We start from the raw sequence: 17,905 nt of genomic DNA on the forward strand, positions 1-17,905 counted from the left end.
TTGGGACTGAGGCACCGTTGCAATCAAACGGGCCGCGGAAGCTAGAAAACAGAGTGAGCCAGAGGACGGTTGCAGCGTGACCGAGACTAGCTTAGAAAGCCTCCACCTTCAGGTGGGGGTAGTTCACCTTAAAGAGGATGCGTGGGCAATTCGGCTCTTGGTGAACGCTGCCGTCACCTTGCTAGACGAAGAAGGGTTCATCACCCCCGAGTCTCCGCCACCCCAGATCCCAATGAAACCCCACCATTATCATCCTCGGGACCAACGACCCCTCACACAGAAGGGTCAACGTTTGATCAAGGTCGTGGAGCCAGTGCCTCCATCAGCCGATCAAGCCCGGGCATCGCGCCAAAGAAGTATCCAAAGGCCAACCGAGCCTGCGCCACGAGCATTGACAGGCCATTGAACGCGGGCACAGCGAGGCTGTTAGCCACCTTTAACAGGGGTGTGGCTGCCGGATCGTAAACCATGTCATAGACACATCCGATCGAGCCAAGCGCGGTGAGATCGATGGGAACCTCCGCCTCACTGGTGGTACCGCGCATCCCGGCGGTGGTGGCGTTGATCACGAGGTCAACCCGCAAGTTGTCGGCGCTGGGTATCGGAGTCGCATTCTGATTGAACCACGCGCAGAGCGATGTCGCCGACTCCAAGCGACGGCTCATCACCAACACCTCGTTGACCCTCGCTTGGATCATCGCCCAAGTCGCCGCTCTTGCAGCACCGCCAGCACCGAGGATCAGCACCTTGGCTCCGGCCAACTCGAGGCCACAAACGTCTGTTAGTGCCGTAACCAAACCAGCGGCATCGGTGTTGTGTCCGATCCGTTGTCCGTGATCAAAGACGACCGTATTGACCGCACCGATGTGGCGCACATCGTCATCTTCGATATCCAGTAGTGCTCTGGCAGCTACCTTCAGAGGCGCTGTCAGATTAGCACCACGAAAGCCAAGCGAGCTCAGCGAAGTGAACGCGGTTTCGAGCTGGTCCACATTCGTCTCAAAGGACAGATAGTGACCCGACAGACGAAGCGCTCTAAGTCCAGCCTCGTGGATCATTGGCGAACGGCTATGCGCTATCGGGGCACCGAGGACACAAGCCAACGGAACCTGTGGCATGATTTGGGCCTCGGTGTCACGGTTCATTGCTCTCCGTAACGATTGATCGCTGCTTGCTGGGCTGCAAAGGTCTGAAAAAATGACAGATGTTTGTGACCCCGCAGGAGAACAAAGTAGAGCCAGGTACCGGGCGTGGCGTGTAGGACCGCCTGGATACCGGCTGAATCGACTGAGCCAATCGGGCCTGGCGGCAGCCCGAGATGGACGTAGGTGTTGTAGGCAGAGGGGTCCTTGAGCTGGGCTCCGGTGATCGGATTCGTGTAGTTGGAGCTAGCAAATCTGACGGTAGAGTCCATCTGAAGTGGCATGTTAGCAGCGAGTCTATTCAAGATCACCCTGGCTACCTTGGAGTATCCTGCAGGCGTGTTTGCCTCACGCTCGGCGATCGAGGCGGCGATGATGACCTGATAGCTGGTAAGGGAGTGATAGTTTGCACCAGGGACCAGCCCGTCGCGTTCGAAGGCCTGCGTCGACCTATCCAGCATCTGTTGAATCAACTCGGACGCCGTCCCGAGAGGATCAACGAAGTACGTATCCGGATAGAGCAACCCCTCAAGGCTGTCTCCCCCGACGAGATACGGCGAACGGAAGGAGCTGGGGTCGCTCGCTTCAGTGAGAAAGCTCCGCTCTGAAAGGCTTGCGCTTGGCATCGTCTTGAGCTGACGTGCGATCGCGTCGATGGTCATCCCTGGGAGTACCGTCAACTTGACTGACGACGGCCCACCCGTCAACAGACCGAGAGTCTCGGCGTACCCCTCATTGGTGCGCAAGAAATATACACCAGAATCAATGGTACCAACGCCCTTAAACTCGGCATACGCCTTGAAGAGCAGTGGGGCACGCACCACGCTGGCCGAAGCCAACTGGTCGAAGATGGCATTGACGGACTCCCCTGGTGTGACCACTACCGCAACCGAGCGCCCCGTTGGACCAGGCCGTGACTCAAGATCGTAAGCAATGCCACCACCGATTATCACCAAGATCATCAGCGCGACGACCCCAACGATCAGCCAGCGCCACTTAATCATCAACAGCCCGATCGAGGTATCGCTGAAGGATGTCGGCTGCCGCTAGGTCGTCGATCCTTCCTCGTTGCCGACGCATCGATACCCCAGCAGCGCTCAACGACCGCTCCGCCGCGCGGCTCGAAAACCGCTCATCCATCTCGACCACCGGCACCTTGATGGCCGCGGTGACCTCGGCGATGAAGGTGCGCGCCATGGTGGTAGACGCAGTCATCGATCCGCTCAGTGCGAAAGGAACTCCAACGACCATCAACTCGACGCCATAGTGATCTACTGCGGCACGAATCGCCTCGACCCACCCGTCGCTGCGCTCGATAACCGAGAGTGGGAGGGCAGAAGTGCCGACGCTGATGGCCAGTCCAATCCTGCGCTCACCCGGATCGCAGCCGAGAACCCTCATAACGTCGTGATGAGGCCGGCACGTAGTGCGTCAAGGGCACCGTCGAGCTCTGCGATGTCTCGCCCACCAGAGAGCGCCAACTCTCGTTGTGGCCCAACCCGACCACCGACGGCTTTCGCTACCGGTTCGAGGATCTCGTTCGCCCCACGAAGCTCGGGATTGGTGACAGCGGCCGCAAGAGCGACCTTCTGATCGGTGACACTGGCGAGCACCACACCCTCGAGACCCTTGCGTTGGCGCAGCTGAGTGACCACATAGCGAAGGTCTTGCGCGTTGAGGCCATCGACACGCTCAACAATCCAGGGAGTATCATGGCCTTGACCAAGCTCGCGTGCGAGGGTGCGTAACGACTCTTGGCGTAGGCTCGACAGTTGGGCCTCCAGCGACCTGTTCTTCTCAAGAAGGGCCGTGAGCCTTTCAACGAGCAGATCCCGACCACCGGGTAGGACGCGCTCCATGGCGTCAAGCTGGCGCTCTAGACCGTGCACAGCACCAAGGGCCCCGAGTTGGGTCACGGCCTCGATTCTCCTGGTGTTGGCGCCGATTGACCCTTCGGCGACGATTTTAAAGAGCCCAATCTCGCCTAATGAGTGCACATGCGTCCCCCCACACAGTTCGACTGACTGTGGGCCGGCGTGGACGACACGAACGACATCTTGATACTGGTCGCCAAAAAAGGCGATCGCACCCTCCTCAAGGGCGGCGTTCTTGTCCTTTATCTCCGTCACGACGTGCTCGGCGGTAATCACCTGACCCATGACCATCTCCTCGATACGCTCGATCTCGCTCTTCGTGAGTGGCGCCCAGTGGGTGAAGTCAAAGCGCAAGCGATCAGGTGCTACCAGTGAACCCTGTTGGGCAACGTGATCACCAAGGACGCGACGCAACGCCCACTGCAACAGGTGGGTGGCGCTATGGTTGGCACGAAGTTTTGCCCGTCGCTCGGCATCAACTGAGAGCTCAACACTCGCTCCGACCTCAGCCTCGCCCTCTTCAAGCTCGATCCAGTGTCTGATCACCCCTTGAACCGGCTGGTCGGTATCGAGTACTCGTGCTCGGAAACTCTCACCAATGACAACACCGGTGTCGCCAACCTGACCACCACCTTCTGGATAGAATGGCGTTCGATCGACATAGAGCACCATTCGATCACCTTCTTGACCGACAAACTGGATCTCACCCGTGCTTTGGTCGGTATCATAACCGAGGAACTCGGTCTTCCCAAAGGTCTCAAGTACCCACAGTGCCCCATCGGCCTGTTCAATAACACCATCGCCACCCAGACCAGCCTGACGAGAGCGACTGCGCTGCTCAGCCATCGCCTGATGGAAGCCCTCGAGATCGACCCCGACGCCGCGATCGAGGGCGATCTCGGTCGTCAACTCAATGGGGACACCAAAGGTGTCATGGAGGCGGAAGGCGACCTCACCGGTGACCGAACCACCTTCGATGGCCGCATCCAGGACTGGGGCGCCAATGGTCAACGTCTGGTGGAAACGAGCCTCTTCCCGGGTTGCGAGCTCCATAACACGGTCTTGGCGCTCACGTAACTCTGGATAGGCCTCCCCCATCGTCGCAACGACGCCCAAGAGCAGCGGCTCGACTACTCGCGTGTGTGCGCCAAGGAGCTGGGCACGAAGAATCAACCGTCGAATAATCCGTCGCAACACGTACCCGCGCCCCTCGTTGGTTGGAACAACGCCATCGGCCAACAGGAAGGTCATCGCCCTGGCATGGTCGGCCATGATACGCAGTCCGACGTCGTCATGATGATCAGTACCATACCTCTTGCCTGTCAACGACTGTGCCTCCTCAAGAATTGGGAAGACCAGGTCGGTCTCGAAAACCGACGGACGACCTTGCAGGATCGGTACTATGCGCTCCAGACCCGCTCCGGTATCGATGCAGGGTTTAGGCAGTGGAACAAGATCCCCACTGTCTTGCTGATCGAACTGCATAAAAACGAGGTTCCAGATCTCTAGAAATCGCTCATCCGACCCAAAGGCAGGACCGCCATCGTCACCATAGCTAGCGCCCTTGTCGTAATAGATCTCCGAGCACGGACCACACGGACCGGTGTCACCCATCTGCCACCAGTTATCTTCCTCTAGGCGCTGGATCCTCTTCGGCGCGACCCCAACAACATCGCGCCAAATCTCGGCCGCCTGATCGTCGCTGGTATGCACGGTGATCCAGAGTCGGTCGGGCTCAAGACCGAGAACCGAGGTCACGAGCTCCCAAGCATAGGGAATCGCCTGCTCCTTGAAGTAATCACCGAAGGAGAAGTTACCGAGCATCTCAAAGAATGTGAGGTGGCGAAGCGTCTGCCCGATCTGATCGAGATCGTTGTGCTTTCCGCCAGCTCGCATGCACTTCTGGATACTCGTTGCTCGCGCAAAGGGCGCTGGCTCCTCACCGAGGAAATATCGCTTGAATGGAACCATCCCGGCGACCGTGAACAGGACGGTTTTGTCGAAGGGAATGAGACTTGCCGAGGGTACGGAAGTATGGTCACGCTTAACAAAAAACTCGCGGAACGACCGCCTCAACTCATTGGAATCCATTGATCTCCTTCGCATGTCCCTCAACAACCTGTCCTGGGGGTGTGTCGTTTCGATAGGCGGCAACCGCCTCACGGAGCGCGACCTTCACATCACCACGCATCCTCTTCACCGAACGTTTAGCGCTTGCCTCAAGTGGACGCTCCAGTATCGGGCGGAGCGCCATCGCTACCCTCCGCGTACCAACGACTCCTACGCCTATCCCGAGCAAAAACCACCTGCCCCGATGCATCAACTGATACCCTCCCTACGATCATGGAAAACCCTACGACCGCGTCGAACGGCCAAGCGTAGCCTACCCACCGATACGAAAGGGTATCCAACGGTGTTGAGAACAGTCTTAGTCATCCGGTCAATCGCTTGGACATCGGTCGCTCGTTCTTCGAGGAGTTCTCGCGTCTCGCTCGCCGTCGAAGTCGCCTCATGGGCAACGGTCGTCGCATACCGAATCAGTTCAATCATCTCGTGGCGCCACTGACTAGCAAACTCATCCATCTGCGCCCTGAGAGTCCGCACTTGCGCTAGCACAATGAGACTCACGATTAATAGGACGAGTGAAGCGATGGATGCAATCAGGGATACCAACTCGCGACCTCCTGGGCGAACTTTGGGCCCAGTCTATCGACCCAAAAAGGCCAACTGACCCCAGCCATGGCTGCGCAACCAGAACACATCCGCTAAAGCTTAAAGTGATGCAGCGTAAGCATCCGATTCATCAGGACCCACCAGCGTTATCCAATGGAGGCGTTCTCCAAACCACTACCTTGAGCGATGACTCAACCTTGCAGACCGTGGTGTGATGTGGATGGTGTGCTGGTACCAATGGTGTCGAGAACTCAACATGATTTATGATCTTTACGCCAACGGCTCGCCTGCCTCATGTCACCGGTGCCCAGCCACTGAGTTCCGACTCACTGAGTTCCGACTCACTGAGTTCCGGCTGATTGTGTGCAGCGCTCACCGTGCTCGAAATTCCCATGCCCGAAGCTAGCTACGCTCACGGCTCGCCACAGCTCCACCGCCGTCTGCGACCGCCTCATTGTTGTCGCGTCGCGACGCGCCAGGCAACATGCGATAGGCATTGAACACTCCGTCAAGTTGTCGAATGGCGCCGAGCACCGACGATAGGTGCCCTGGGTCGACCAGTTCGAATTCAAACCGCATGCGAGAGACATGGTCACCCCTGGTTCGCGAGGAGCTCATGGTGATATTGACGTGGTGTTCGCTGAGCACCTTGGAGACATCAGCCAGCAACCGAGCGCGGTCAAGAGCCAAGACCTCGATCGCCATCTGGTAGGTCGATCCGCCTTCATGAGCCCACTCAACCTCGACTCGTCGCTCCCCTGCTCGCTTGAGCAGATCGAGCACGTTGGGACAGTCAGCCCGATGAATCCCGACACCACGGCCTTGGGTGATGAACCCTACAATCTCGTCACCCGGGATCGGGTTGCAACAGCGCGAAATCCGTACCAGCACATCCTCCATCCCCTCAACGAAGACCATTGGGCCCTTGGACATGCGGCGTGAGCGCTGGTGTGAGACCGTCGGAGCGTACCCTTCGGTCTCAAGTTCGTTGCGTTGGAGACGTTGGGCGATCGCGCGCGCCGAAACATGCCCCTCACCGACGGCGACCAAGAGGCCTTCGCCGTCATGGAGTCCGTTCATCTTCGCAAGTTTGGCGAGGCCTGCCTGGGAAAGATGGGTGTTGACCGCAAGACCTTCGCGTCGAAGTGCCTTGGTCAACTCATCGCGGCCGATCTCGATCGACTCCTCACGTCGCTCCCGAGAGAACCACTGCCGAATTTTCGCCTTCGCACGGGGCGTCACCACGATCGAGAGCCAATCCCTCGAAGGTGCCGCCGTCGGGGACCGCGACGACACGATCTCTACCGTGTCCCCGGAGCGCAGTACCGACTCGAGCGGTACGAGACGACCATTGACCTTGGCGCCGATACAACGGTGCCCAACCTCGGTGTGAATGGAGTAGGCAAAATCCAACGGTGTAGCACCAACGGGCAGCGTGACGACTTTGCCCTTCGGGGTGAAGACGTAGACCTCGTCCATCTCAAGATCTGACTTGAGATGCTCGAGGAACTCAAGTGGATCTAGAACATCCTCTTGGAGCTCCATAATGCGATCGACCCACGGCACATTGGCTCCGCTGGCACCCTCCTTATAGCCCCAGTGGGCCGCGATCCCGAACTCGGCACGTCGGTGCATCTCCCTGGTGCGTAGCTGCACCTCGAGCGGATTGCCCTTATCTAACAGGACCGTCGTGTGCAGCGACTGATAGAGATTGAACTTTGGGGCGTTGATATAGTCCTTGAACCTACCTGGGATAGGTGCCCACAGCGAGTGCACGACACCGAGGGCTGCCCAGCAATCCCGATCGTTTTCAGTGACGATGCGAACCGCGATGATGTCATAGATTGAGTCGAAGTCTTTGTCCTTGATGATCATCTTCTCATAGATTGACCAAAGATGCTTGGGGCGTCCAGTGACCTCGGCCTCGATGCCCACCTGCGCGAGTCGCCGTTGCAGCTCTGTGATAACCTGATCGAGGTAACGTTCGCGCTCGGGTGCGCGCGTTGCGATCATGTGATCGATCTCGGCATAACGCCTTGGGTGTAAGGTCGCAAAGGCTAAGTCCTCGAGCTGCCATTTCATGTCCTCGATCCCCAGGCGATTGGCCAATGGAGCGTAGATATCCATAGTCTCTTGGGCGATACGACGCTGCTTCTCGACCGGCAAGGCGGCGATTGTGCGCATGTTGTGCAGTCGATCGGCCAACTTGATGACTAAGACCCTTGCATCCTTGGCCATCGCGATCAGCATCTTACGCATGGTCGCGGCCTGTTGCGCCTCTCTGGAGTCGAAGCTAATCCGATCGAGCTTGGTCAGTCCATCAACGACATCGGCTACGGTGGTGGAGAACTCCTCCGCGATTTGCGCAAGTGTCACCGAGGTGTCCTCAACCGTGTCATGAAGCAATGCGGCAACGACGGCGGTCAAGTCACCACCGAGTGCTGCTGTGATAAGCGCTACCCCGATTGGATGCGTAACATAGGCTTCACCTGAGTGTCGACGTTGGGCACGATGGGCGACCCGTGCAAACTCCAGAGCCTTAGCTATGGTCGAGGACGCCTCAGAGAATTCATCAAGATCCATCGCCTCGAGCAGCAATTGAAGATCACAGTCCACCATCATTTCTCTAGGATGCCGTCATTCCTTCAGGCTCAGCGACCACCGCGCGACGTTCAATGCGTGCCCTGATCTGACGATATCGATGTTCGCGCTCCTTGAAACGGGCCAGCAAAGGAGAGGCGATGAACAGCGACGAGTAAGCACCGCTGGTGAGCCCGACCACGAGTGCGAGACCGAAGTTCTTCAGCGTGGTCGCGCCAAGTACATAGGCCCCGATGACCAACACAGACAGAATCGGGATGACGGCCACCAAGGAGGTATTGAGCGAGCGGGCGAGCGTCTGGTTCACCGAGAGATCGACTGCGTCGGAGTAGTTCATCTTCCCTTTATCGACTAAGCCACCGACATTCTCCTTGATCCGGTCAAAGACCACGATAGTGTCGTAGAGCGAGTAGCCAAGGATCGTCAAGACCGCAATCACCGTCGACGGCGTCACCTGGAACCCGCTCAGGGCATAGATTCCAATCGTCACCAAGAGGTCGTGGACCACCGCGATGATCGCGGCGGCCGCCATCTTCCACTCGAATCGAATTGAGATGTACAAGATGATGCCGACGAAGAAGGCGATGAGCGCCTTCACGGCTGCATCAGTAATCTGACCACCCCAGGTTGGACCCACAAACTCTATTGCAACTGCTGATGAAGGGATGTGTGCTTTAGCGGCGAGCAGCGAGGCTACCTGATTCTCCTTGGCGGTTCTGGCCGCGCCCGAGAGCTTGGTCAAGTCCGCCTGCACCTCAAGGGTTCGCGCCGAGTGTGATCCCAGCGTCACCACGGTAGCTTGTGTAACGCCAGCACGCGCCACGATCGTGTTTGCCTGCTTGACGGTCAACGTCGCAGACGGCACCTGCCAACTGACACCACCCTTGAAGCTGATGCCAAAGTTAAGCCCACGACCGGTGAGGGCAGCAAGGCCAGCGACGATGACTAGGAACGAAAGCACAAAGTAATAACGCGAACGATGAACAAACGGATAATGCGTCGCACCTGCACCCAGGCGTCGCCACCAGGACGCCTCGCTCACATCGATGGTCTGGACCCCAAAACCCTCTGACTTCGCTTCCTCCCGAGGCTCAAGCACCGGGGTCTCGTCGTCCGTCTGAGCGTGATGATTGATCGTGTCATCGGACATGGTTGTCAAACCCCTTTCGCAGCTACACGGCTCGGTCGAATCACGCCGGTACCACCCAATGGCTTCTGGGTGACCTGCACGAGGGGCACGCCCAGCCAACGGTAACGCTTAGGAGAGATCGAGTTGCCAATCCAAAGCACGAGCGGCCGCGTGAAAAACCAAGCTGAGGCCACATCCAAAATGGTGGAGAGCCCGAGGAAGAACGCAAAGCCACGGACATCTCCAATACTGAAGTAATACAGTAGCGCGGCACCAATGAAGGAGACCAGGTCAGCTGCGATGATCGTGCGAAACGCCTTGGAAAATCCAGTGTCAACCGATGCTCGAAGGCTCCGGCCATTGCGCGCCTCGTCTTTGAGCCGTTCGAAGAAGACGATGTAGGAGTCGACGATGACTCCGATCGATACGATGATACCCGTCACTCCCGCAAGGTTGAGCGTGAGCTGTGCGGTGTGCCCGAGCAAGGCGATAATCGCCCAGAGGGCCGCAAACGTCGTTGCGAGCCCCCCAACCACCACGAGTCCGAGCAGCCGGTAGTAGAAAATGGTATAGAGCATGACCAGAATCAGACCGGCAACTCCGGCGATGAGCCCAGCTCGGAGCGAGGCAGCTCCAAGCGTCGGCGAGATCGTCTGCACCGTCTGTTGCACCAGCTGCACCGGCAAAGCGCCGTAGTGCAAGATAGTGGCGAGATCCGTCGCCGTCGCTTGGGTATAGTTCCCAGTGATCTGTCCTTGCCCATTGAAGTTGGTGGAGTTGATCTCTGGCGCCGACTGCACGGTGCCATCAAGTACGACCGCAAGCAGTTGATGATAGTACGTCTTGGCAATCTGATTAAAGACTGGTGAAGCCTTAGCGGTCAGCGTGAAGTTGATCGCCCACTTGTTTGTGACTGTCTGTGACTCTGGCGCGGCATAAACGCTTTTAATCGCATTACCCGTCAACAGCGTTGGTCCGACAACATAACGAGCTACGACCGTCTTGGAGTTCCCTGAGTACTCGGGAAGCACCGCTGTCGAGGCCGAAGTGGCCGTCAGTGGACTCGTCGTAGGCACGTACTGAAGCGTCGATGCAGTGTCCGTCGCCGACGTCGGGCACGTCGGCGTCAATTGCTGCTTCGTAAGATGCAGACTTGCTGGTGGCTTGGTGTAGAGCGGCGCTGTGCATAACACGGGGCGGAACTGCAAAATAGCGGTCTGACCGATAAAGCTCAGTGCCTTCTTCGGATCTTTGATACCTGGGAGATCCACGACGATGTCGTTGCCCTGCTGTCCAATCGATGGCTCACCTACCCCAAGGGCATTCACGCGATTCTCAATGATCGAAATCGTCTCGTCAAGTGTCGCCGCTGAGACCTTGCGGGCCGGCTTATAGACAACCGAGGCCCCACCTTGAAGATCCAATCCAAGCACCGGATGGTAATGGGCACTGATCACCGCCACAAAAGCGGCGATCGCTACCACCGTGCTAATGAGAACCGATTGGATCCATCGCCCTTTACGCATTACCCACCTTTAAATCCATGGAACCAAACACCCCATCCTAGCCACCCCTACAACCACAACGCTAATCGTTGCCAAGAGAAGACTCGAAGGTCGGCCGTCGCCAAATCTTATCGACTTGTTGAAGAACTTCTTCAATCCTGTGATCATCAATCGCCTTGCGCAATCGGGTGACCAGGTCGTACTGAAATGCCAGGTTATGGATGGAAAGCAACGCTCCAGCGCTCTCATGGTCGACATGGAGTAAGTGATGCAAGAGGCCCCTCGATACTCGCCGGCACACTCGACAACCACACGCTGGATCGAGTGGCTCGTCAACCCCTCGCTGGCCAACTCCTTTGACACGCAACGGACCCTGCTGGGTAAGCGCAGTTCCATGGCGGGCCAGGCGTGTGGGGGCGACACAGTCGAACATATCAACCCCAAGGGCGACCGCATGGGCCATCAGATAGGGATCGCCAACACCCATGAGATATCGAGGTCGATCCTCCGGTAGCTCAGCGACGCTCGCCCGCAGCGCATCGAGCGTACTCTCGGCCGATTCACCGACCGCTAAGCCCCCGATGGCGTATCCGTCAAATCCGATGCTAGCAATCGCTTGAGCGCTCAGAGAACGCAAGTCAGCGTCAACTCCACCCTGCACGATGCCAAAGAGTCGCTGAGCCTCGTCATGATGGGCCTCTCGACAGCGTTCGGCCCATCGGGATGTAAGTTCAAGATTGTAGGCAAGGACCTTACGGTCTGCTGGCAACTTTGTGCACACGTCGAGCACCATCGCAATGTCAGCACGAAGCGCCTCTTGGGTCGACACGGACGCCTCTGGAGTCAGTGTGACCCAAGAGCCGTCGTAGACGTTGCGAAACCGAGCCCCCCCAGGGGTGATCGTCGCATCCAGCGACATGATCTGGAAACCGCCCGAGTCGGTCAGTGAGGCCCCGGGGAAGCCAGTGAAGGCGTTCAAGCCTCCCATCCTTGCGACAACATCGGCACCGGGTCTAAGCATCAGGTGATAGGTGTTGGAAAGAAGCACCTCATAGCCCAGCTCGGCAACAAGCTCGGTTGGCATGAGGCGTACCATACCCCGGGTGGCGACCGGCATGAACAACGGCGTCTCCACGACGCACGAGCGCAGCTTGAGCCGACCACGTCGGGCCGCACCATCGCGTGCACCCACTACAAAGTGGGTCACTGCCCATCCTGAGAGGTTCGGCGATCGCCAGATACCACAGCGCTGTGAAAACGGGGCCCATCAGCGGAACGGTTGGTAGGGATCAACATAGCGTCGCCGAGGGAGAGAAATCGCAAGTCATTCGCGAGAGCATACTGGTAGAGGTCACGCCAACGCGAGCCAACCGCCGCGGCGACGAGTGCGAGGAGCGTGGAACGTGGAACGTGGAAATTCGTCAACAGGAGATCGACTGCGCGGTATTCGTAACCGGGACGAATGAACAGCGACGAGGACCCACACAACTCCGCTCCTTGTGCGATAGTCTCCAGCGTTCGCACCACGGTGGTCCCAATGGCGACGACACGGCGAGCCTGACCAATGCGCTCGAGGGCCTCGGGCGTCACCGAATAACGCTCGGAATGCATCGTGTGCTTGTCTAGTTCTCGCTCCTTGACCGGAGCGAAGGTGCCAAGACCAACCTCGAGTTCAACACGGACGACATCGATACCTCGTTGCTCAAGATCGCGAAGCAACTTATTATCGAAATGGAGTCCCGCGGTCGGTGCCGCCACCGAACCCGGGCGATTGGCATAGACCGTTTGGTAACGATCGGGGTCGATGCTAACTCCGGCAAGATAAGGAGGGAGTGGGATTTCGCCATAAGAAAATACGGCGTCCCCCAGGACCTCGACCATCCGGGTCTGCAGTCCTGAAGACGCAATACCCCCTCCACAGACACGAAATACAGGTTCATGATCGCGATAGAGCAGCTCATCATCACGGATCCGAGCGTTGGGGCGAATGAGGGCCTCGAACTTCGCGCCGTCGGTCGCCAACAGCAGGACCTCGACGCGCCCACCAGTGGCACGCTCCACGTGAAACCGGGCTGGCACCACCTTGGAGTCGTTGACGACCACCACATCACCCTCACGAAGCAGCGATCCAAGATCAGCAACGGTGACGGTGTAGACCTCGTCGCTCAGACCGACTAACAGCCTTGCCGAGCTGCGCGGCTCTGCCGGGACTCGAGCGATCCTCTCGGGCGGGAGCGCATAATCATAGGCATCGATCAACGACCAATCATCTTTGGGGCTGACCAATCGAATCCTCCATACTTACACCGAAGAACATCAGGGTTGTGCAACAAACGAACGTCTGATAGCACAACCTGGTGCCATCCTAGAGAGGTGTTCACGCCCCCGGTGCAGAGCCCGACCCAAGTGCTGACTCAATGATGGGCGCAAACTCAACAAGCGGGCGGGTGACGCGACCCGGATCCTTTGCCATATCATCGGCGAGTCGTAGACGGATCACATCACCGAAGTATGGGCTCGCCTCAAACCGCGCCACCTCAGTAATCGCAAGTGCGCCGCCCTGCTCTACGAGGGTTGCGCGCGACTCCCTCGACAGCTTGCCCCAGTAGCGCTCGTCGGAACGCACGAGATATCGCTTTGCCGTCACATGGAGAGCAATGAGCTCTACAACCCTTGGCGAGAAGCCAAGCTCGAGAGCGATCATCGCGGAGTCATCCGCATGGTCGGCCTCCGACGAACCTCTGGTCCACGACACATCGTGCAGCAAACCTGCAACAGCCATCTCGGCGTCGCCGCAATCTATCCACAACAGCTCCGCCGTCTGAAGGAGATGTTCAATCAGGGGTAGCTCCTCACCGAAGTTACGCTGCAGGCTCGGCCCGGACAATAACTCGATTACGGACTTGGCGCCATCTGCTGTTGTCATCATCCCCTCGTTCTCGTGGTACTAGTCCAACTCGGCAAACTCGGGCGCCGCCTGCTCTTGGAGACGCGTTGGAGCCGATAACGTCATGAGTGTCGGACCACGCTGGTAGATTTCGACGGGCTCACCGACACGAAAGCCAATCGACTCCTCTGGGGAGACCGCAACCACGGCCTTTGCCCCGTCAGATCCTTGCACGACAGCAGAGAAGCTGGAGCCCAAGAAGGACATCTCGATCAATCGACTGGTACCATCGGCAACACCGCGGATTCCAAGCTGTTCCGGACGAACCAAAACCTCATACTCACCACCGACGACGACTGGCTCGCCGACCGAGTAAGCCCCAAACCCCTTGGTCAGAACGGTCGTTTCATTGGTTGCCACTCCACGGAGGCGATTGACCTTACCGACGAACTCGGCCACGAACTCGGTGGCTGGGGCCGTATAAATCTGAGCTGGGGAGCCAAGCTGTGCAAGGATACCATGATGCATCACTCCGATGCGATCGGCGATTGCGAGCGCCTCCTCCTGGTCGTGGGTGACGAAGATCGTAGCGATGCCGACCTCTCGCTGCACGCGGCGGATCTCGTCGCGCAGGCTGACCCGAACCTTTGCATCTAGGGCAGAGAGTGGTTCATCCAACAACAAGACAGACGGCTCAATAGCTAACGCCCTCGCCAAGGCGACACGCTGTTGCTGGCCACCTGAGAGCTGGTGGGCAAAGCGGCCACCGAGATCGGCGAGGCCAACGAGTTCGAGCAGCTCCCCCGAGCGTCGACGTCGGGTAGCAGCATCGACCTTACGGATCTTCAAGCCAAACTCGATATTCTCACCCGCCGTCATGTGAGGGAAGAGACTATAGTGCTGGAAGACGATCCCCATGTTGCGCTTCGCTGCAGCCTGATTGGTGATATCAGCTCCACCAACGAAGACCTGTCCACCGTCGAGGCGCTCCAACCCTGCAACCGAGCGCAACGCCGTGGTCTTACCACAACCAGATGGCCCTAGCAGCACTACGAGCTCACCGGCCGCGACCTCGAGTGAGAAGCCGTCGAGGGCATGCATCGAACCATAGAACTTCTCCAGCCCCACGAGCCGCAAATCAACCTGTGACACCCACACTCCTTCGCATGTTCTTGCTACGACCACCGCCGAGAATCGTGACCAATGAGAGCGGTATAAAGGCAACCAACAAGGCCACCAGCGAGACCGCCACCGCCTCCGCTGCGGCGGTCAACCCAATTTGGACGATAAAAACCGGGAAGGTGTTAAAGCTGAGCAAGGATGCCACCACGAACTCGCCGAGCGCATACGCGCCAGCCAAAATCAGTGCACCGATCATCCCAGCCCTTAGGTTCGGCAACAGGACACTGATAAGCGTTCGCGTCCAACTGGCTCCAAGCGACTGAGAGGCTTCGACCAACGTGTTGACATCAAGCGATCGTACAGCAGTATCGAAGGTTCGATAACTGTAAGGGAGCGCCAACATGACATAGATCGGCGCCAAGATAAATGGCGACGTGAGGATCAAATTCAAAATGCTGTGATACGCGCCAAGGAGCCCCAGAACCACCACGACGGAGGGCACACCGAGCGGCACGATGCTGAGCGCATCCAACAGACCCCTCAGCTTTGGTATCCGAACAGTAACCCAGATTGAGGTGGGGATAACCAGCAATCCCGTCAGAATCACCGTCAAGATCGCTACTTGCAACGACAGCCAAAGCGACGAGCGAAAGCTTGGATCGGCAAACAGCGATCGATATGCAGATAAGGTCAGATGCCCGTGTAGTCCTAGCACCGAATACCGAGCAGATGCCAGAATCGGGATGAGGAAGAAGGCTCCTACGATGATGAGAACGATGGCCCGGAATACGCGGCCGATGCCGGCCTGGCGTAGATGGAGACCATCACCTCCCGGCGTTATCGTAACCATCGCGATGCCCTCCTCTGGCTCAACACATAGACCGTGGCCGCCAGCGCCACCACGACGATCATGCCAAGCCCCAAGGCGTTGCCAAGGTTGCCCTCGCCTGCCGCCACATTCCCCGAGATCAAGCTTCCGATCTGGATCGGCACCAGCGGCAACGTTCCAGAGGTGAGCGCCTCGGCGGTGGCATAGGCCGCAAAGGCATCAGCGAAGATAACCACCGTTCCAGAGAGGATCGCAGGCGAAAGAATCGGCAGACCCACCGACCACCAAAACCGGAGCTTCGACGCCCCCAGTGATCGTGCCGCCTCTACCCAGGCGGAGCGGATGTTTTGAATTGGGCCAAGCATGACGAGAATCATGACCGGGATCAAGAAGTACTGATAGACGATGATAAGTCCTACGACCGAATACAGCGAGAACCCGTGGGCATACAAGTTGATGCCCATGCTCGAAAGTACTTTGGTAACAATCCCAAAATTGCCGAGCGTTGCGATAAAGGCAAAGGCCAGCGGAACCCCACCGGTGTTGGCCAGCACACTTGAACTGGACTGCACCAAGGCTCGTGGGCGGCCACGCGTCGCAGCTACCGCCAAGGCAGCAACAAAGCCAACGACCACGGCGATGATCGTAGAACCGATCGATAGCTCAAAGGATGCCACGAATGAGTGCAGATAGGGACCGGAGAACGCGAGTCTAAGGTTCGCAAGCGTTGGCTTGCCATCGTTGGATTCAAACGCTCCAATCAGAACAGAGAAGGCAGGAATGAGCAGGAAGATGAGCAGGAATACCAGATATGGAACCACGCCACCATAGCGGCCTAGGGCTCGTCGACGACGAGGTCTGGGAGGAGAGCTGGGGGAACTCTCCTCCCGATTATGGGTAAGAGTTGAAACCATCAGACCTTGGGCCAGTTAGCCAGGATGACGGTCTGTGCAGCGTTGAGTTGCGCCTGGGTCGGGAAGACTGGCGTTCCTGACACAGGAGGCACTGCGGCAAGATAGGTCTTGTTGACCGTACCGTCCTTGATCATCGAGGCGAGTCGAATCGGGTCGGTGTAGCCCTTGAGCCACAGGTTCTGACCGGTATTAGAGTACAGGTACTCTTCCCAGAGTCGAGCTGCCGCTGGATGAGGTGCGTACTTGGCGATGGCCTGGGCATAGTACGAGGCGTAATGGACTCCCTTGGGAATGATTACCTTCCAGTCGATCTTGCCCTTCAAGGCGTTTTCGTAGGCAACGTTGAGATAGTCCCAATCGATGTTGACCTTCACTTCTCCGGAGGAGATCGTTGCAGCCGATGACTGGACTGGGATGAAGTTTCCGATGGACTTGAGGTGCTCAAAGTACTTGATGCCAGGCATGATGTTGTTGTAGGAGCCACCATTACCAAGGGCTGCCGCGATAACGCCCGAGAAGGCTGCACCAGCATCCTCAGGATCACCGTCGAGGGCGACTCCGCCACGGAAGGCAGGGTTGGTGAGGCTGGCAAAGCCGGTGACCGGACTCTTGGTCAGGGCGGCGTTATAGCCGATCGAGATGTAGCCGCCGTAGTCACAGTACCACTGGCCCGATCCTGACTTGCAATCGGAGGGAATCTGATTCCAGTACTTGACCTTATAGTTGGCGAGTAGACCCAGCTTCGATGCCTTGACTGCGAAAGGGATTCCCATATCGAGAACATCCGGTGAACGTGATGAGCCCTTGAGTGTCTTGAGCGAATCGACTTCGTAGGCTGACGAACCCTCAGGGTTCACGTCATCGATCTTGATGCCGTACTTCTTCTCGAACGAAGACATGATCTGCCCGTAGTTGGCCCAATCGTCAGGTAACGTCGTGACGGTCAAGGCACCCTCTGCTTTGGCTGCCTTGACGAGGTTGGCCATCCCGCCACAGGCAGCGAGCGACGAGCAGGTCGCGAAATCGACCGACTTGGCTGAGGTGGTGGTGCTGGTGCTCGCGCTCGATGCGCTACCGCAGGCGCTGAGCAGCACCGCCGTCGCGCCTACCATGGCGAATCCTATTTTTATTGCCTTCACAACTAACCCCTTCGTGTAAATTCGTGTGAACTAGTCGATGATCTAACAGTCCAAACACTAAAGACACGAGGTGAACTCCAGCCAACGACC

At 57.9% G+C, this 17,905-nt stretch carries 16 protein-coding genes; all 16 read right to left on the reverse strand.

Annotated elements, in window-relative coordinates; all coding sequences use genetic code 11:
• Nucleotides 1-296: 296 nt before the first annotated feature.
• The 16 genes from aroE to MP439_07950 all read right to left on the reverse strand — a co-directional run bounded on the left by aroE (nt 297) and on the right by MP439_07950 (nt 17,815).
• Nucleotides 297-1,145, reverse strand: coding sequence for a shikimate dehydrogenase (gene aroE / locus MP439_07875; protein MCI2975979.1), 849 nt, complete (start codon nt 1,143-1,145; stop codon nt 297-299).
• Nucleotides 1,142-2,146: an endolytic transglycosylase MltG gene (mltG, locus tag MP439_07880; GenBank protein MCI2975980.1), complete on the reverse strand. Its 1,005-nt coding sequence runs from the start codon at nt 2,144-2,146 to the stop codon at nt 1,142-1,144. Before mltG ends, aroE begins: the two co-directional genes overlap by 4 nt.
• Nucleotides 2,139-2,543, reverse strand: a complete 405-nt coding sequence (gene ruvX, locus MP439_07885; protein MCI2975981.1) for a Holliday junction resolvase RuvX — start codon at nt 2,541-2,543, stop codon at nt 2,139-2,141. The genes mltG and ruvX overlap by 8 nt, the downstream gene beginning before the upstream one ends.
• On the reverse strand, nt 2,540-5,107 hold the full coding sequence (gene alaS, locus MP439_07890) for an alanine--tRNA ligase (GenBank protein ID MCI2975982.1): 2,568 nt from the start codon (nt 5,105-5,107) through the stop codon (nt 2,540-2,542). The genes ruvX and alaS overlap by 4 nt, the downstream gene beginning before the upstream one ends.
• The gene (locus tag MP439_07895; GenBank protein MCI2975983.1) at nt 5,094-5,336 is read right to left on the reverse strand and encodes a hypothetical protein; all 243 of its coding nucleotides are present in this window, start codon (nt 5,334-5,336) and stop codon (nt 5,094-5,096) included. The genes alaS and MP439_07895 overlap by 14 nt, the downstream gene beginning before the upstream one ends.
• The gene (locus MP439_07900) at nt 5,336-5,566 is read right to left on the reverse strand and encodes a hypothetical protein (protein ID MCI2975984.1); all 231 of its coding nucleotides are present in this window, start codon (nt 5,564-5,566) and stop codon (nt 5,336-5,338) included. Before MP439_07900 ends, MP439_07895 begins: the two co-directional genes overlap by 1 nt.
• A gap of 525 nt (nt 5,567-6,091) precedes the next feature.
• The gene (locus MP439_07905) at nt 6,092-8,305 is read right to left on the reverse strand and encodes a bifunctional (p)ppGpp synthetase/guanosine-3',5'-bis(diphosphate) 3'-pyrophosphohydrolase (GenBank protein MCI2975985.1); all 2,214 of its coding nucleotides are present in this window, start codon (nt 8,303-8,305) and stop codon (nt 6,092-6,094) included.
• Nucleotides 8,306-8,315: 10 nt separating this feature from the next.
• Nucleotides 8,316-9,440 carry a protein translocase subunit SecF gene (secF, locus tag MP439_07910; protein ID MCI2975986.1) on the reverse strand — a complete coding sequence of 375 codons (1,125 nt, stop codon included), beginning with the start codon at nt 9,438-9,440 and terminating at the stop codon, nt 8,316-8,318.
• Between the two features lie 5 nt (nt 9,441-9,445).
• Nucleotides 9,446-10,945, reverse strand: a complete 1,500-nt coding sequence (gene secD, locus MP439_07915) for a protein translocase subunit SecD (protein ID MCI2975987.1) — start codon at nt 10,943-10,945, stop codon at nt 9,446-9,448.
• Nucleotides 10,946-11,006: 61 nt separating this feature from the next.
• Nucleotides 11,007-12,131, reverse strand: coding sequence for a tRNA guanosine(34) transglycosylase Tgt (tgt, locus tag MP439_07920; protein MCI2975988.1), 1,125 nt, complete (start codon nt 12,129-12,131; stop codon nt 11,007-11,009).
• Nucleotides 12,128-13,210 carry a tRNA preQ1(34) S-adenosylmethionine ribosyltransferase-isomerase QueA gene (gene queA / locus MP439_07925; protein MCI2975989.1) on the reverse strand — a complete coding sequence of 361 codons (1,083 nt, stop codon included), beginning with the start codon at nt 13,208-13,210 and terminating at the stop codon, nt 12,128-12,130. Before queA ends, tgt begins: the two co-directional genes overlap by 4 nt.
• A 91-nt stretch (nt 13,211-13,301) precedes the next feature.
• The gene (locus MP439_07930) at nt 13,302-13,850 is read right to left on the reverse strand and encodes a hypothetical protein (protein MCI2975990.1); all 549 of its coding nucleotides are present in this window, start codon (nt 13,848-13,850) and stop codon (nt 13,302-13,304) included.
• Between the two features lie 21 nt (nt 13,851-13,871).
• The gene (locus MP439_07935) at nt 13,872-14,963 is read right to left on the reverse strand and encodes an ABC transporter ATP-binding protein (GenBank protein ID MCI2975991.1); all 1,092 of its coding nucleotides are present in this window, start codon (nt 14,961-14,963) and stop codon (nt 13,872-13,874) included.
• Nucleotides 14,950-15,783: an ABC transporter permease subunit gene (locus tag MP439_07940; GenBank protein ID MCI2975992.1), complete on the reverse strand. Its 834-nt coding sequence runs from the start codon at nt 15,781-15,783 to the stop codon at nt 14,950-14,952. Before MP439_07940 ends, MP439_07935 begins: the two co-directional genes overlap by 14 nt.
• Nucleotides 15,771-16,676: an ABC transporter permease subunit gene (locus MP439_07945; protein MCI2975993.1), complete on the reverse strand. Its 906-nt coding sequence runs from the start codon at nt 16,674-16,676 to the stop codon at nt 15,771-15,773. Before MP439_07945 ends, MP439_07940 begins: the two co-directional genes overlap by 13 nt.
• Complete coding sequence (locus tag MP439_07950) at nt 16,676-17,815, reverse strand: ABC transporter substrate-binding protein (GenBank protein ID MCI2975994.1); 1,140 nt, start codon at nt 17,813-17,815, stop codon at nt 16,676-16,678. Before MP439_07950 ends, MP439_07945 begins: the two co-directional genes overlap by 1 nt.
• Nucleotides 17,816-17,905: the final 90 nt, after the last annotated feature.

Origin of the sequence: Ferrimicrobium sp. (genome assembly GCA_022690815.1) — a bacterium.
Classification (GTDB): domain Bacteria; phylum Actinomycetota; class Acidimicrobiia; order Acidimicrobiales; family Acidimicrobiaceae; genus Ferrimicrobium.

What these genes read in the sequence shown, in the direction of transcription:
- mltG (MCI2975980.1), bottom strand. Translation starts at nt 2,146, where the DNA reads ATGATTAAGTGGCGCTGGCTGATCGTTGGGGTCGTCGCGCTGATGATC.
- MP439_07930 (MCI2975990.1), bottom strand. Translation starts at nt 13,850, where the DNA reads ATGACAACAGCAGATGGCGCCAAGTCCGTAATCGAGTTATTGTCCGGG.
- MP439_07945 (MCI2975993.1), bottom strand. Translation starts at nt 16,676, where the DNA reads ATGGTTTCAACTCTTACCCATAATCGGGAGGAGAGTTCCCCCAGCTCT.
- alaS (MCI2975982.1), bottom strand. Translation starts at nt 5,107, where the DNA reads ATGGATTCCAATGAGTTGAGGCGGTCGTTCCGCGAGTTTTTTGTTAAG.
- ruvX (MCI2975981.1), bottom strand. Translation starts at nt 2,543, where the DNA reads ATGAGGGTTCTCGGCTGCGATCCGGGTGAGCGCAGGATTGGACTGGCC.
- MP439_07900 (MCI2975984.1), bottom strand. Translation starts at nt 5,566, where the DNA reads ATGATTGAACTGATTCGGTATGCGACGACCGTTGCCCATGAGGCGACT.
- secF (MCI2975986.1), bottom strand. Translation starts at nt 9,440, where the DNA reads ATGTCCGATGACACGATCAATCATCACGCTCAGACGGACGACGAGACC.
- MP439_07940 (MCI2975992.1), bottom strand. Translation starts at nt 15,783, where the DNA reads ATGGTTACGATAACGCCGGGAGGTGATGGTCTCCATCTACGCCAGGCC.
- MP439_07895 (MCI2975983.1), bottom strand. Translation starts at nt 5,336, where the DNA reads ATGCATCGGGGCAGGTGGTTTTTGCTCGGGATAGGCGTAGGAGTCGTT.
- aroE (MCI2975979.1), bottom strand. Translation starts at nt 1,145, where the DNA reads ATGAACCGTGACACCGAGGCCCAAATCATGCCACAGGTTCCGTTGGCT.
- secD (MCI2975987.1), bottom strand. Translation starts at nt 10,945, where the DNA reads ATGCGTAAAGGGCGATGGATCCAATCGGTTCTCATTAGCACGGTGGTA.